Annotated in this window: 11 protein-coding genes and 1 pseudogene; 5 read left to right on the forward strand and 7 right to left on the reverse strand. The window is 46.3% G+C overall.

All coding sequences use genetic code 11. The features are described from left to right. Positions 1-325: pseudogene (locus tag VB741_RS23295) on the reverse strand (ISNCY family transposase); the annotation flags it as partial. A gap of 211 nt (positions 326-536) precedes the next feature. Here VB741_RS23295 and VB741_RS23300 point away from each other — a divergent pair. Next, complete coding sequence (locus VB741_RS23300; RefSeq protein ID WP_323367616.1) at positions 537-1337, forward strand: ADP-ribosylglycohydrolase family protein; 801 nt, start codon at positions 537-539, stop codon at positions 1335-1337. Between the two features lie 71 nt (positions 1338-1408). Here the strand turns inward: VB741_RS23300 and VB741_RS23305 are convergent, their stop codons facing one another. From VB741_RS23305 to VB741_RS23315, 3 genes are all read right to left on the reverse strand, one after another. Continuing rightward, positions 1409-2197, reverse strand: a complete 789-nt coding sequence (locus tag VB741_RS23305) for a DUF4870 domain-containing protein (protein WP_323367617.1) — start codon at positions 2195-2197, stop codon at positions 1409-1411. Between the two features lie 167 nt (positions 2198-2364). Next, entirely contained in the window at positions 2365-2856 is a 492-nt protein-coding gene (locus VB741_RS23310; RefSeq protein ID WP_323367618.1) for an ankyrin repeat domain-containing protein, read from the reverse strand. Positions 2857-2892: 36 nt separating this feature from the next. Next, complete coding sequence (locus VB741_RS23315; protein WP_323367619.1) at positions 2893-3252, reverse strand: VOC family protein; 360 nt, start codon at positions 3250-3252, stop codon at positions 2893-2895. A gap of 440 nt (positions 3253-3692) precedes the next feature. Here VB741_RS23315 and VB741_RS23320 point away from each other — a divergent pair, with 440 nt between their 5' ends. The 4 genes from VB741_RS23320 to VB741_RS23335 all read left to right on the forward strand — a co-directional run bounded on the left by VB741_RS23320 (position 3693) and on the right by VB741_RS23335 (position 12323). Then, positions 3693-5936 carry a GAF domain-containing sensor histidine kinase gene (locus VB741_RS23320; protein WP_323367620.1) on the forward strand — a complete coding sequence of 748 codons (2244 nt, stop codon included), beginning with the start codon at positions 3693-3695 and terminating at the stop codon, positions 5934-5936. A gap of 8 nt (positions 5937-5944) precedes the next feature. After that, positions 5945-9010 carry an ATP-binding protein gene (locus VB741_RS23325; RefSeq protein ID WP_323367621.1) on the forward strand — a complete coding sequence of 1022 codons (3066 nt, stop codon included), beginning with the start codon at positions 5945-5947 and terminating at the stop codon, positions 9008-9010. A 67-nt stretch (positions 9011-9077) separates the two neighbouring features. Continuing rightward, positions 9078-9461 (forward strand): response regulator transcription factor, encoded by a 384-nt coding sequence (locus tag VB741_RS23330; RefSeq protein WP_323367622.1) that lies wholly within the window; start codon positions 9078-9080, stop codon positions 9459-9461. A gap of 24 nt (positions 9462-9485) precedes the next feature. Continuing rightward, complete coding sequence (locus VB741_RS23335; RefSeq protein WP_323367623.1) at positions 9486-12323, forward strand: response regulator; 2838 nt, start codon at positions 9486-9488, stop codon at positions 12321-12323. Positions 12324-12435: 112 nt separating this feature from the next. On the opposite strand, the gene corA is transcribed toward VB741_RS23335, so the two are convergent. From corA to VB741_RS23350, 3 genes are all read right to left on the reverse strand, one after another. Further along, positions 12436-13542: a magnesium/cobalt transporter CorA gene (gene corA / locus VB741_RS23340; RefSeq protein ID WP_323367624.1), complete on the reverse strand. Its 1107-nt coding sequence runs from the start codon at positions 13540-13542 to the stop codon at positions 12436-12438. Positions 13543-13993: 451 nt separating this feature from the next. Further along, positions 13994-15406, reverse strand: coding sequence for a cation:proton antiporter (locus VB741_RS23345; protein WP_442786439.1), 1413 nt, complete (start codon positions 15404-15406; stop codon positions 13994-13996). Positions 15407-15517: 111 nt separating this feature from the next. Beyond that, positions 15518-15850, reverse strand: a complete 333-nt coding sequence (locus VB741_RS23350; RefSeq protein WP_323367626.1) for a P-II family nitrogen regulator — start codon at positions 15848-15850, stop codon at positions 15518-15520. Between the last annotated feature and the right edge of the window lie 9 nt (positions 15851-15859).

Here is a 15859-nt window from a genome sequence, read left to right on the forward strand (position 1 = left end):
GCTCCGTCGCTTGGAGCACCTGAAAAATATCGTCAAAGACCGGATACAGCACAGTGGGCGATATCCCATCCAGCAAATCTCGGATATGATTATCGCTGGGAATTTGATGCACCCCAAACAGCGTTTGTGCATTGCTGCGACCCTTCGTATCGGACATCTTGCGCTGGTGCGCCAGAAACGACGGCGTTTGTGTGAAGAACACACTGAATGCACTGAGCCCTGCATCCAACATCTCGTAGCGGCTGTTCTTGCCTGTGCGCTTGTCCGGCAGTGATGACAGCGTTCCTCGAAATGAATCGACTACGGTGGCAAAGCTCCCTTTCATCATTGACTAAGCCTTATACCACATCTCCACACTAGTCTGATAGCAGGCGATTGAATAGCTATTCTTCATAATGAGAATTGCTGACTTTACAGAACCCCGACACCGACACCGTTAGACCTTTCGTTTAACTTTATTTTTTTTACATTATCCCACTTGAACACATATGAGCTAGAATGCTGAGGCGAAGAATGTCAGTGAAAGAAAATATAGTATGCTCGGAGCAATTCTTGGAGATGCGATTGGCTCTGCCTATCAGCGCAGTAAAATCCAAGACTTTGAACTAGTCACCCTAGATAGTCATTGGACAGAAAATACAATTTTCATGCTGTCTACTGCGGACTATCTACTTTATGGTGGGGAATATGCGGAAAGTTATTCCCGTTGGTACGGTTGGTATCCCCAAATAGAGGGCGGCTACAACAACAGCTTTAGTGAATGGGCTAAGACGAATGGTGCAAAGCCTTACTACAGTTGCCGTAATGATGGGGCCGTGCGGGCTGTGCCCATCGCCTATGCCTTTGATAACCTCAAAGAAGTGATGGAAGAAGCCGAACGGTCGGCCAGCGTCAGCCACAACCACCCTGAAGGAGTAAAAGGTGCCCAAGCAACAGCGGCAGCTATCTTTTTAGCCAATGCTAAAGCCTCGAAAGAAACCATTTCGGAGTTGCTCACCAGTATTTTTGGCTATAACTTCAAAGTATCTTATGAAACTCTGCAACAAAGCTATCGATATAGCACCCTCGCCGCAGACACTGTAGAAGCCGCCATTCTGGCATTTCTACATTCCAAAGATTTTGAAGATGCGATTCGTAAAGCCGTCTCCCTCGGTGGGGATGCAAAAACTCTAGCGGCTATTACCGGCGGCATTGCTGAAGCGTTTTATCCCAAAGTTCCCAAATCATTACAGAACTGGGCTTGGGAACAGCTAGACGAAGGTCAGCAAGACTTGATCCGTGAGTTCCAGGCTGAGTTTGTTGAAGAGGTGCCTCAGGTCAACAGAGTAGCTGCCTGACTCGATGAACTAGAGGATTGAACGGGGAACATCACAAGATTACCGCTACTTCATCAATATCTTTGGTCTTCTCAAGCAAGTCGGGAAAGGATGAAGCAAAAGATACTGGGGATAATTGCAAAGCCTAGGATAATAGAGCTGATTACCAAAGCAGCGGTAACAAAAAACCATTTCTCAAACCATTCATTGATGATGGCATCAGCTGGATCGGTTGGGGAGTAAAGCAGGTCCACGGACTCCCCTTTTCTATAGATCAAGGACTCTGACCAAATATCTGGGGAAAATTCATAGGATTCCTTTTCAGGCACCTCATATTTAATCACGGGCTTATAAACCGTGTTATCGTAGTCATCTACTTTTTCCAGAACCTGGACCACGGTGCCCGTTGTGGGTGCCAGACTAGCAATCCAATTGGTCCGATTATGCCACCAGGTGAGAGACCCCAGTAGTGCCGCCAACGGTATAACCACCAGGGGTAAAAAAGCAATGGCTGCTCTTCGCAATTGCTTTTCTGGCTTAACCCCGAGGAAGTCAATGGTTAGGGGATATTGCCAAATCTTGCCCTGACTGGCTTGAATGGCAGCAATGACGGGGAATACAAGGCGCAGCCCCAATAGTGCTGGCAGTAAAATCGTTCCGACTAAGGTAAGGGTTAGGACTAGGCCATAGATTGTCGATGAAATCAGCCAGTTAATGGCATTACGGGCATGGGGCTCAATGTTGGGGGACTGTTTTTTAGTTGTTTGCCAAATAATGATCGGCAATAGGGCATCGATAAACGGAATCGGGACAAGCCACCCTAGGAGAAGCGAAAGGTGTAATAGGAATTCTCTTGAAGGAGTCTCTTTGGCATGGCTCATAGCAACGGTCAGCCCATGGTACCCATCTATAGTTTGGTATCCCTATTTGAAAATCAACCTATTGGGGTGAAACTTAATAGTCAGAGTAGTTAGGCTAGACACTGCCCTTAAATAACTTTGCGTTCCCTGTTCTTACTTTAGGCATCCTTTATCTCAGGGCCCATCCCTCAATTCGCCGGTCTCAGTAACTGCACGATGGGATCGGCCTCGCCTCGCCGCAGGGCATAGTCTAAAGCTGTGCGGTGCCATTGATCTTTGACGGTTGGATCAGCGCCATGGGCTAAGAGGAGTTGCACCAGATCAAGGTGATTTTTGAAGGCTGCTAAGATCAGCGGGGTTACCCCCTCGCCATCAATCCAGTTGACATCGGCTCCATGGTCAATCAGAACCAGGGCAATCTCTGTAAAGCCATCGCGAGCCGCATAGGTGAGGGCGGTGTTGGTGTTATGGACCAGGTTTGGATCGGTGCCCTGTTGGAGTTGCGATCGCACATTCTCCACATCCCCTGCTAAGGTTGCTGCAATCAGCGGCGGAGTCGTTACAACCAACCCAGGTCCATCCGCTCCAGAGGCCTTGGTCTCCACCGGCGGATGAAGCCCATAGCAGCTCCCCATGCCGATAAAACCACCCAGGATAGCAACGGCCAACAGATAATTCATCCCTGGGAAGCCCCCCTAATGCCAGGTGTGACCCTATTATCTCTCTAAGTCTGACCACACGGCAAACTCATTCCCACTGGGCTCAGTAAAATGAAACCGCCGCCCACCTGGAAAGGAAAATATGGGTTCAACAATCACTCCACCGGCTGCCTCAATTTTGGCCTGGGTTGCTTCTAGCTCCTGACTATAAAAAACAATCAACGCCCCACCGTTTTTAGTTGAGGATGCCAGGTCAGACTTAAAAAAGCCACCGTCCAACCCCTGATCCACAAATGCAGTGTAGTCAGGCCCAAAATCTTCAAACGACCAACCAAAGACCTGGGTAAAGAACACTTTGGTCGCTGGAATATCTTTAGCCGGTAGCTCAACGTAGTTTATCTTTTCATATTTATTCATCGCGTCTAGGCATTTTACAGACTGTAGACGTCATTGTAGTCTAAACGTTTCGCTGGGCGGGCTAGTTCACAGTTGTCTGAGGTGTGCCATGCACGGCCAGGGACAAACGCTCATAGCCCCATGAGATTAATGACTTTTCTAGATATAGATCAGGTTTAGTCTTGGGTTGTATCCGGAGTATGGCTAGTTAAATTAGAAAATAAATATATCTAGATAAATGGCTACTATATCTATACGGGTGATACTTAATGCTTAATGAATGTAGGAAACAAGAAGGTTTTAACCGATAGCCTGCTCGGTTGCTTAAATAGTTATCTAAATTGGGAACCTTTAAAACGTTTAGAGAGTCTGAGTGCAACCTAGTTACATTGCTAAGTCCAGCATCTAGACATCTAAAGCTAGATGCTAAATGCCCGGATGTCTAAAAATGTAACTGTTTTATGGTGAGTGTTAACTTAAAGAAGTTAGTTCTGCGGCAGGAATGGGCTCTGATCCAGGGGGTGATCAATGCTACTGACTCTAATGTCAGTATTGAAACAGCCGATGGCCAATGGCTAATGGGATCTCAGACAGAGACCGAGCAGCGCTACCCCATCACCCTCGATGGGCAAATTCTGGGTTGGGTCAATGGGGATCCAAAAGCTGAGGTCATTGCCACGCTGATTTCCCAGCTGGCCTATCGAGAATCTGAAAAACGTGCCTTAGCAAAGGAACTGCTGGATAAATATAAAGAAATTTCCCTATTATTTAATCTGTCAGAAAAAATTATTGACAGTTCAGATGTCCGGGAGGTGGGGTCCCTGGTCCTGGAGGAAGCGCGTCAGCTGTTGAAGTCAAGCCATGGTGCCCTATGGCTGATGCAAGCGCCTAACCATGAGCTGGAGAGGATTGCTAGCTTTGGTGGAGAGGATTGCTTTCAGAAGCCGATTTCCCTGGGGGATGGCATCATTGGGAATATTGTTCAAGCTGGGCGTGGCGAGATTGTTAATGATGTTTGTTTAGATTGGCGAGATCCATCGAAGCAACAGACGGCTTTGATGGGTGTGCCCCTGAAAAGTAAAGAATCGACGATTGGTGCGATCGCACTTAGTCGTTCCGCTACCCGACCCTACAGTGCCGAAGAGCTAAAGCTATTGACCACCATGGCATTTCAAGTTGCTGGGGTGATCAACGCACTATTGCACGAGCGCCAGCTTAAAGAAAGCCGTCAGAACGCTCTAATTTTTCGATTGTCTAGCCAGATTCGGGAATCCCTAGAACCCAATATCATCCTGACCACCGCCGTCGGTGAAATTTATCGAACCATCAATGTCGATCGATGCTGTTTTCTTTGGGTGCACACTGAATCCAAAGAAAATAATCGGAACCAGGAGACTGGCCCTGTTCCATCCAGTGTCAGTGGCCTAGAAATTGTCATCGAATCTAGACGCAGTCACCTCAATTCTTTGACCGGTCATTACGCCCTTGATGCCATCGGTAGTTTGACCACCCTATTTGGCCAGCAGACATTGATTCAAATCAATGATGTCAATGATTTAGAGGACAAACCCACCCAAGCATTTTTACAAACCCATAACTTTTCGGCATTCTTGGCCATTCCCATGCAGACTCGCTCTGGACGCATTGGGGCCATCTGCTGCGGCACCAGCGAAGGATCTAGAATTTGGAGTGATGGTGAAGTTAACCTATTACAGGCAGTCACTAATCAACTCGCGATTGCCCTCGATCAGGCAGAACTTTATGAGCAGAGTCGCTATGCCGCTCTGCTAGCTCAGGATAAGGCTCAACAACTAGAAGCGACTCTGCACCAGTTACAGCACACCCAACTGCAACTGGTACAAAGTGAAAAGATGTCTGGGATCGGTCAAATGATTGCGGGGGTGGCCCATGAAATTAATAACCCGGTTACGTTCATCTACGGCAATCTAGAATTTGTGCAGGAATATGTTGAGGACCTGTTTGGGTTGCTTAAGCTTTATCGCGAAGAATATACCTCCCCATCCACCGCATTACAAACGGCCATTAAAAAGGTAGATCTACCTTTTTTGTTACAAGACCTGCCTGACACTTTAAACAGTATGGCCGTGGGCACTGAACGTATTCGGGATATCGTGCTGTCTCTAAAAAACTTTGCCCGTTCAGATCAAGCTGAGTTTAAAACAGTCAATATCCATGAGGGCATTGACAGCACCTTGTTGATTTTACGTCATCGCCTTAAGGCTTACGATAATTTTCCTGGCATTGAAGTGATTAAAAACTATGGTGACTTACCGTCCATCCATTGCTACCCGAGCCAACTCAATCAGGTTTTTATGAATCTGTTGGCCAATGCTATTGACGTATTAGAAGTTCCTCCATTTTCCCATGGGCCAGAGATTACTATTGAGACTCAACAGATTGCCCCTAACCGTATTCAAATTCGGATTACGGATAATGGTCCTGGCATTGTTTCTAAAATTCAAAACAAGTTATTTGATCCGTTCTTTACCACCAAGGAAGTGGGTAAAGGTACGGGCCTAGGCCTATCCATTAGCTACCAGATTATTACGGAACGCCACAACGGCAGCCTGATTTGTCAGTCTGAGGGGAGACAGGGGAGTACATTTGTGATTGAAATCCCGATTCAGCAGGAAAATTCTAAGGTGCATCATTCGAGCGAGAATGCTGATCAGGCAAGGAAATAAGTAACCTAATGAAATTAACTATCCTTAAGCCAACAGCCGATTTGTCGACTGCGGCACCACAGCTGAAACAGCGACTACAGCATAAGGTAACAGTATTAGCAATCGCCTTTAGTACCTTGCCGGTTGTACTTACGGGAACGGCGGCCTATCTATTTGCGAGTCGTTCCATGGACCAACAAGTTGTCCAAGACCAGGTGCAACGGACAGAAATTATAGGCGAAAAATTAGATCAGTTTTTGGTCGTCCGTCTCCAAGAGGTTGAGGCCTTAGCCACTAATCCCATTTTTACTGAGCAATCGCTGCGTGCTAATTCATCTCCCACTCAACAACAATTGTTGCTGACAGAGTTTGCAAACGCCCTAGGCTACTTCGATAGCCTAATCCTTTTTGACCCAGCGGGTGATCCAGTTGCCCAGACAACAACAGAAAAGCCATTTAAGGGTAACTATGGTGATCGAGATTATTTTCAGATCGCCCTAAAAACAGGGCAATCGACCATGAATGGACCGGGTCTCTCCCCTAGCTCAGGCATCCTCCGGGTTGAGTTTGCTGTTCCGGTTAAGGATAAGGCCACAGGAGATATCATCTATATCATTAGAGCCCGTGTGCCAGGTCATTATATGAATGACCTATTTGAAATTGTTGAAAACCATGGGCGCGTATGGCATTTACTGGATTCAGAGGGAATTATTTTTGCCAGTGCTAGACAAGATTATCTAGCTCAGCCAGTTAATCGCTACTACCCAGGTTTCATGACTCTGATAGGAGCGGGGCAAGTTCAGGCTGATGTTTTTGTCAATGCTCAAGAAAATAAAAAGAGGCAACTTGTCTCCTCCGCTCCTATTCCCTTGAGTGAAAATCTGACAGGACAGTCCATCAGTGCTTTAATGACAGCGGATACAACCGTTGTCTTTGCAGCTCAGCGCGAGTTGTTGCGTATTTTTGCCTTGGGGACTGGCATGGCAGCTGTTATGGTGGGGGCAATTACGGCCTATGTTGCAAATCTTGCCATTCGACCGATTCAACATCTAACCCGAGTGGCGCAGAAAGTTGCCGAAGAGGGCAATTTTGCGATTAGAGCTCAAATTAGCAACAAAGATGAAATTGGTCTGTTAGCAAGGTCTCTGAATCAGTTGATTCAATGGACGGGGCAACGTACGGAAGAACTAGAAAAAAGTCAAGAAAACTTAGAGCAGCGAGTTCAGGAACGAACAGAACAACTGGATGCCATCATTGATAATCTTGGTGAGGGACTGCTGGTAATCGATTCAACTGGCACTATTATTCGGAATAATCCTGTGCTAATTGACATGTTCAACCTGCCTCCAGAACCGATTGAGGGACACCCCTGCCATGAAGTTTTTAACTCTGATTTGTCGCAGTTAATTGACCAAAGTCAGGCTGATCCTACCCGGCTACTGATTTCGGATGTGAAACTGCCCAATCAGGGCATCGGTCAGGCATTAGTTACCGCTGTGGCAAAGGATACGACTGAAATTGTTTCCGGTGGCAACTTCGATTCGATCGTTCTAATTCGTGACATTACGGCTGAGAAAGAAATCGATCAGATGAAAACTGATTTTATTTCCACGGTTTCCCATGAGTTACGCACCCCCTTAACCTCTATTCTTGGCTTTACCAAACTAATTCAGAAAAAGCTGGAAGATACGGTGTTACCTGCGATCAATGTGGAGACTAAAAAAACAGAGCGCACTGTACGTCAGGTGCGAGAAAATCTAAGCATCATTTTATCGGAAGGTGAACGTCTAACCTCACTGATCAATGACGTGTTGGATATTTCTAAAATTGAAGCGGGTAAAATTGAATGGGATATGCAGCCAACAGATGTAGCAGATATTGTTGCGCGAGCAATTTCAGCGACATCTGTGTTAGCTGAAGATAGAGGTTTGGAGGTTATTTGCGATATTGCACCAGAGTTGCCCGCAGTGATGTGCGATCGCAATCGCTTAATTCAAGTGCTCATTAACCTGTTATCCAATGCTATTAAATTTACCACTAGCGGCTCTGTGACCTGTATTGTCGGCCATCAAGCTAGCGAAATATTCATTAGCATTATAGATACAGGTATTGGTCTGCCCCTAGACGATCTTGAAAAAGTGTTCGAGAAATTTACCCAGGTGGGTCAAGTACTGACCGATAAACCCAAGGGAACTGGCCTCGGGTTAACCATTTGCAAGCAAATTATTGAGTGCCATGGCGGACGTATCTGGGTCGAAAGTGTGCCAGGACAGGGTAGTACCTTTACCTTTACCCTGCCTTTGAGCAATCTCCCCAAGACTCAGGTCACCAACAGCAGTCTTCAGTCCCTGGTACAGCAGCTCAAGGAAAATGTACAGCAAACCGTTACCCCAGCCACAACAGATCAATCCCAGAAAACAATTTTAGTGGTCGATGATGAACCCCACATTCGCCAGCTGTTACGTCAGGAGTTAGAGGCCGCCGGTTACCGTGTCCAAATTGCCCAGGATGGCATGGATGCCCTCAATCAGATTAAGGCCGCATCGCCCGACCTGATTGTTTTAGATATAATGATGCCCAACATCAATGGTTTTGACCTCACCGCTGTGCTTAAAAATAATCCGACCACGATGGAGATTCCCATTATTGTAGTTTCTGTCGTCCAAGATCAAGCCCAGGGAAATCGTCTGGGTGTTGATCGCTATCTCAGCAAACCTATTGATACAAATGTATTGCTGCATAATGTTAAAACCCTGTTAGATCGAGGCACATCTAGCCGCCAAGTACTTGTAGTTGATATTGATAGCTCTACAACTCATACCTTGACGGAGGTTTTACTCTCAAAGGGTTATACTGTCACCGAATCAACCACAGGAGAAGATGGGATGGAAAAAGCCCTTGCGCTCAAGCCCAATGTAATTATCGTCGATTCAGCCATCTCCATGGAACATGATCTGGTGAACACTCTACGATTTGAAAATGGTTTAGAGAATATCTTTATTGTCATGACTAAACAGCCCCAGGAAGAACAACCCCAAGAAGAACAACCCCAAGAAGAACAATCTCAGGATTATACGCCTGAAAACTCTGCATAATGGCCCTAGCTGAGCAACATGTATATTTTGTCCTATCTAATCCTATTAATACTACAAGAGGAGTTTTATGAGTAAAAGTATTTTAATTGTTGATGATGAGATTCATATCCGAGTGTTGATGGAACAAACCCTTGAAGAGCTGGAAGACGAAGGTGTGGAATTGCTCACAGCAACTAACGGTGCAGAGGCATTAGAAATGATTTGCTCTGAAAAGCCTGATTTAGTATTTCTCGACGTGATGATGCCAAAAATGAACGGCTTTGAAGTCTGTCAAGCCGTTAAGGAAAATGTAACAACACAGGATACTTATATTATCATGCTGACAGCCAAAGGCCAGGAATGTGATCGGCAGCAAGGCAGTGCAGCCGGAGCTAATTTGTACATGACTAAACCCTTTGACCCCGATGAAATACTGGCAAAGGCATTGGAAATCTTAGCTCTCACCCTATAGTTGAATTTTCTAGTTAAATTTTTTATGAATTCCCAAGCATCGTCATCTGACAAGTCTTCTCCCAATAACTTCTTACCCGTGTCGGTGAGAAACTGGCTAAGTGGGCTTAAGGTGCTGCAAAAAATTGGTTTGGGATATGGATTAGCAATAGGGGTAGTCGTTGCTGGCACCAGTATTGGCATTGCCGTGGCCCAGCGTTATGAAAAGGAAGCCTATGAAGGTAATGAGGATGCCATTGAAGAAATTCTGAGTATCAGAGAGCTAGAAAAATCAATTCATCAATTTATTGCCTACGAACGCCGACTGATCACCTGGCTCGGAAATCCAGAGCAATTTCTTGAAAGCTACAATCTCTATCTAGCTAGTGGCCAGGACTTTCAAGAAAACTGGTCTGTGCTACTGATGCAATACGAGGAAGATATCGAGCAAGGGGTGGAAGAGACTGATAGTGAACTCGCATTATTGGACGATCTAGTCGAGAACTATGGCGATGTCATTGAGAATAACTTATGGGATGTTGAGCAATTTGTAAACGAACTAGAGCTGGATGACTTGCAGGGGAGCAGCCTAAATGAGGCACGTCAGGCGTTTGTTGACCTAAATCGTCGGCCCGTTGCCTTCAAATTAGAAGAGTTTCAAACTGAGTTAGCTGAACTTGCTGATTTTATCGAAAAAGATGAAATAAAAGAGGCCCAACAGATTATCCAGAGGTCTTCAGCGCTTCAGGTTCGTGCGATTATCATCAGTGTTTCACTATCGCTCATACTGGCTAGTCTGTTGGCCTACCTGATTAGTCGTGCCATCAGTCGTCCGCTTCGGACTGTGGAAGAAACAGCATTACAGGTAACCCAGGAAGAAAACTTTGACTTGCGCGTGGCGGTCATGAATAACGATGAAATCGGCAGTTTGGCCAATTCCCTAAACCAGCTGATTGCCTGGGTTGGCAACTATACGACTGCTCTGGGAACCACCCAAGACAATTTAGAAGATCAGGCCCAAGAGCTCAATGCCATTATTGATAATTTGGGGGATGGACTCCTGGTAATTGATGCCCAAGGACATATTACCCGGACTAATCCGGCGTTAAAAAGAATGTTTAGACTGCATGGGTTGACCCTGGCAGGCCAACCCATGCAGTCATTTTTTGACCCGTCGGTTACGGATTTGATTATTCAAAATCAGGCGACTCCGGAGATGAACCTGACGGTTGAGATAAATCTGTTGGAGAACCAAGTGGGGCAAGCGTTGATCACCGCAATCACCCCAGATGCCGATGCAACACCCAAGGCAGAATCCGGCCAATCAAATGGTACCGTGGTTTTAATTCGGGATATTACCACCGAAAAAGAAGTTGATCGAATGAAGACCGATTTTCTTTCTACGGTTTCCCATGAATTGCGCACTCCCTTGACCTCAGTGTTAGGATTTGCCAAACTGATTCAAAGAAAGCTGGAAGATACCGTACTGCCTGCGGTGAATTTTGAAAGTAGCAAAACAGAACGAGCCGTACGCCAGGTGAGAGAGAACCTGGACATCATTTTGGCTGAGGGGAAGCGCCTTACATCATTGATCAATGATGTGTTGGATATTTCTAAAATTGAGGCGGGCAAAGTCGAGTGGAATATGCAATCGACCGAGATCTCGACGATTATTGATCAGTCGATTGCAGCGGTCTCTGTGCTGATCAGCAATAGCGGTTTGGAGATGATTTGTGATCTTGAACCAGGCTTGCCAGAAGTGATGTGCGATCGCAACCGCCTAATCCAAGTATTGATCAACCTGCTAGCCAACGCCATAAAATTTACGGACAATGGTTCGGTCACCTGCCGTGCCTACCAGCAAAATGGCGAAATTGTGGTCAGCATTAGTGATACTGGCATTGGCCTCTCGGAGGGCGACCTCCAAAAAGTGTTTGAGAAGTTTACCCAGGTGGGGGAAGTCATGACCGACAAACCCAAAGGAACAGGTCTGGGATTACCCATCTGCAAACAAATTATTGAATATCATCACGGTCATATTTGGGTCAACAGTAAATTAGGCCAGGGCAGTACGTTTTCCTTTACTTTACCTGTAAGCGTTTCCCAAGAAAGTGAGAATACTAACATCCAGTTAAAGTCCCTGGTGAAACAATTAAAACACAATGTAAATCAAGTCGTTCTCCCAGCAGAAAAATCCCATAAAACAATTTTAGTGGTAGATGACGAGCCGCACATTCGCCAACTGCTGCGCCAGGAACTAGAAGCCGTTGGCTACCAGGTTAGAACTGCCAAAGACGGCATGGATGGTCTCAATCAGGTCAAGGCAGACCCCCCGGACCTGATCATTCTCGATGTGATGATGCCCAATATCAATGGTTTTGACCTGGCTGCCGTGCTCAAAAACAACCCAGCCACCATGGCTATTCCCACAATTATTCTCTCCATCATTCATGACCAAGCACGGGGCTACCGTCTGGGTGTAGATCGCTATCTGACCAAGCCCATCGATACGGAAGCCTTACTCCGCGATATCAGGAGTCTGTTAGACCAGGGCACATCGGAACGTCGGGTATTGGTGGTGGATATGGATGCCTCTACCACCAAAAATTTGACTGAGGTATTGTTGTCGATGGGCTATACCGTTACCGAAGCGACTACAGGTAAAGAAGGCCTTGAAAAAGCGCTAACCCTGAAACCCGATATGATTATCGTGGATTCCGCCATTTCGATTGAGCATGATTTAGTGAATACCCTGCGATTTGATAATGGGTTAGAGACTATTTTTGTGATTATGCTGGAACAATCACCCATTGATGAACAATCACCCATTGATGAACAATCACCCATTGATGTAGATAGCTCCGACCCTAGCCAGTCAGCTTAAGGTTTATTTAAGGCGAGCCGGTATGTTTTCAATCTATTCATGCTCAGCTGTATTAGAGGAATGTGATTTTTTAAGGCTGCTCCGGCTTGCCACACAGGCTCTTAGCCTGGCGCTAGGAGATTTTTTTAAACCAGCCTCGACGCCAGAAGAAGAAGACAAGGCCTAGTGCGATCGCAAGCATCACCGCTAAAACTAATGGGTATCCCCAATAAGCATTCAGCTCTGGCATATTAAAAGGTGAAGTTCCTGGATTAAAGTTCATCCCATAAATGCCCGCTATAAAAGTCAGCGGAATAAAGATAGTTGAGATGACCGTTAGGGTTTTCATGACCTCGTTCATACGGTTGCTAGCCGCCGATAGATAAACGTCCATCAACGTTGCGCAGGTCTCACGATAGCTCTCAACAATATCTAACATCTGCACAACATGGTCGTAGCAGTCTTGCAGATAAATCCCCAGCTCTTGACTGAAAAAGCTGCTGTACTGTTTTAATAAGCTCGATAACGTTTCTCGCTGCAACCAAATTAAATGCCGTAAATGAGACATCTTTCGCTTCATTTGGTAAACCTGCTGAAGCGTTTGCTGATTCGGCTTAGAAATCACACTATCTTCTAACGCGTCTAACTCTTCCCCATAAGCTTCTAAAACAGAAAAAAAACCATCAATGATAGCATCCAACAGCGCATAGGCAAGATAGTCACTACCCATGCTACGAATAATGCCTTTATCTAGCCGAATTCGAGTTCGAATCGGATCGAAAAAATCGTGTTCTGGTTCTTCTTGTACGGTTAACAAATAGTGCTTTCCTAAAATAAAGCTGATCTGCTCGGTAAAATGCTGTTTGAGCTCAGGCACAAACCTGACCATCTGGATAATAATAACCAGCTGATCGCCGTAGCTTTCAACTTTGGGACGTTGGGGAACATTGACAACGTCTTCTAAGACCAAGGGATGTAACTGAAAAACCTCGCCTAGTCGCTGTAGCAGACCAATATTCCCCAAGCCCTGCACATCCAGCCACGATACAGATACCTGATCGAGATAAGCCGCACAGTCCTCAGGCGAATCGATGGAGACACGCATCGCTGATGTATCGCTGTAATCTATCAGAACCAGTTGAGGGTCCGGATGGGGACTGGGTACGTTCAGCGTGCCCGGCACTGTGCCGGGTAGCTCACGAAAGTACTCTGGTCTGTGGCGAAATTTCTCTTTTTCCATCAGCGTCCTTGAGACTTTACTAAACTCGACTTTATCTAATTGTGGACTGTAAGGGCTCTGCTTGAAAATACGTTACAGCTATCGCCTTTTCTTGAATGCCCCTTGGACTATACACATCCTACATAGGGTTTGCTGCATAATCCAGAAACACTGGTATATAGTCGTTTCAGCGAACAAAAACTCGTTAAATGCAAGGCCATTTAACGAGTTTTCAATGGTTCCAGCCGGTTCACCCTTCCACCGACCGATCGACACAGCCTGAAAAGATAACGTATTTGTGTCGGTTCAGCCCTGAAAAAAGCAGATTAAACTTTTTCAGCAAGTCCTAAGTAAGGATCGAGGATTAGATCAGGTTGTATGACTGATCTAATTAGCCACCATCAGGCAGACAAAATGCCTGATGGTGGCTAATTATTCAATCCTCGCTCCTTAATGCAACATGGCAAAATCGTTAGTCACTCTTTGCTTCTATCAGAGTGGTCGGTTCTGGGACGGGGTCAGTGGATGAACCAAAGGCAACCCGCAAAAAAGGTGGAGCCAGAAAAGTTGTCAAGATTACCATGATAATAATCGACACCTCCAGCGGCTTATCCACAATGCCGCTAGCTGAACCAATGCCAGCAAACACTAGACCCACCTCACCTCGAGGGATCATCCCAACCCCAATCGCCAGGCGATTGATTTCGGGTATGCCAAACACAACCCAGCCCGTCACCAGTTTGCCAACGATCGCTACCCCCACCAAAAAGATAGCAATCAATAGTCCCGCCCGATTCTCCGGTACTGCCGGGTTCAAAACACCGAGGTCGGCTCGTGCTCCCACCGTCACAAAGAAGATCGGTACCAGTAAATCGGCAACTGGTTTGATTAATTCATCTAGCTCGTTCCGAGCATCGGTTTCATCCAGCACCAAACCTGCTGCAAAGGCACCCAAAATCGCTTCGAGATGAATGGCGTTACCTAAAAATGCCATAAAGAAAGCAAAGATGAATGCCGGAATAACAATATTCCCACGGGTTTTGAGCTGATCCACGATCGCTACAAAACTTTTGTTAAAGACACCCCCCAACAGAATTGATCCAATCAAAAATGCCGTCGCGCTAACAATCAGGTAAATAACATTGACAACATCAATCTCACCGGTTTTGGCTAGGCTGGCGACTACAGCCAGGACAATAATGCCGAGGACATCATCAATCACCGCCGCGCCAACAATGATTTGCCCTTCTTTGGATTTGAGTTGACCTAACTCTGACAACACTTTAGAGGTAATGCCAATACTCGTTGCCGTTAATGCGGCCCCCGCAAAAATTGCTGGAATTGCTGCAACATGAAAGAGCAGCATTAACCCCGCCGTGCCCGCCGCAAAAGGTGCCGCGACTCCGACACAAGCAACAACCGTGGCTTGAATGCCCACTTCCTTCAGTTGCCGCAGATCAGATTCCAGGCCAATTTCAAATAATAGAATAATCACGCCAAGTTCAGCGAGAACCGAAATCACTTCACTTTGCGACTCAAAGATCCGGTTTAGCGCATCCGGTGTCAATTGATTCAATCCTTGCAGCGCTGTCATCAGCACTGAGTCAGAGGCAGACAGTCCCCCTTCGGGAAAGATCACCAGGTGCAACGCCGAAACACCGACAATCACACCGGCGACGAGTTCCCCCAGAACGGGCGGAAAATCCAGTCGCCTAGCGGCCTCTGCGCCGAGCTTGCTGGCTAGATAAATTATCACCAGCGTCAGCAATACGCCAGACAGAATAATGGGTGAATCCTCAGCAACAGCGGTCGCCAGGATGGGTAATGGAGCCATGAGAGCGGTTATCCCTCCACTGAAAGGAGGCAGAATGTTGGATAGAATCATGAGTCTAAAGCAATGAAGGTGAAGGGTTTGAGGGAGTCATAAAACTGCCAGGGTTATATATCAAAAAGCCGGGATTATAACCCGGCCTTTGAGAGCTGCATCGTCTTTTATTTAACAACCTTCTGGTCCACAGAAATGTCTCCCATACAGTACCTCTGCTTCACAGATGTAGATAATGCCGGCAAAATCGACGAAAAACTTGATTGCGACCTGATCCGCAATAGTCTCTGCCATCTCCCGGGTTTCGGTGAGCACCTCAAACTTTACGTTTGAATCGGTGTCGGCAGTGCTGGGTTTCCCCGTAGAGCGCACATTACGACTGCCTTTACCTCCAGTATCCAGCACCGTATAACCGGTCGCCCCGCATTCATCAATAATCTTGGCGACCTTTTTCATCAGCACCTTTTCTGTGATGATGACGAGCTTGTTGGCACGCTTGCCCATGTTAGTTAC

It is taken from the genome of Leptothoe sp. PORK10 BA2 (assembly GCF_034932105.1).
GTDB lineage: Bacteria > Cyanobacteriota > Cyanobacteriia > Phormidesmidales > Phormidesmidaceae > Leptothoe.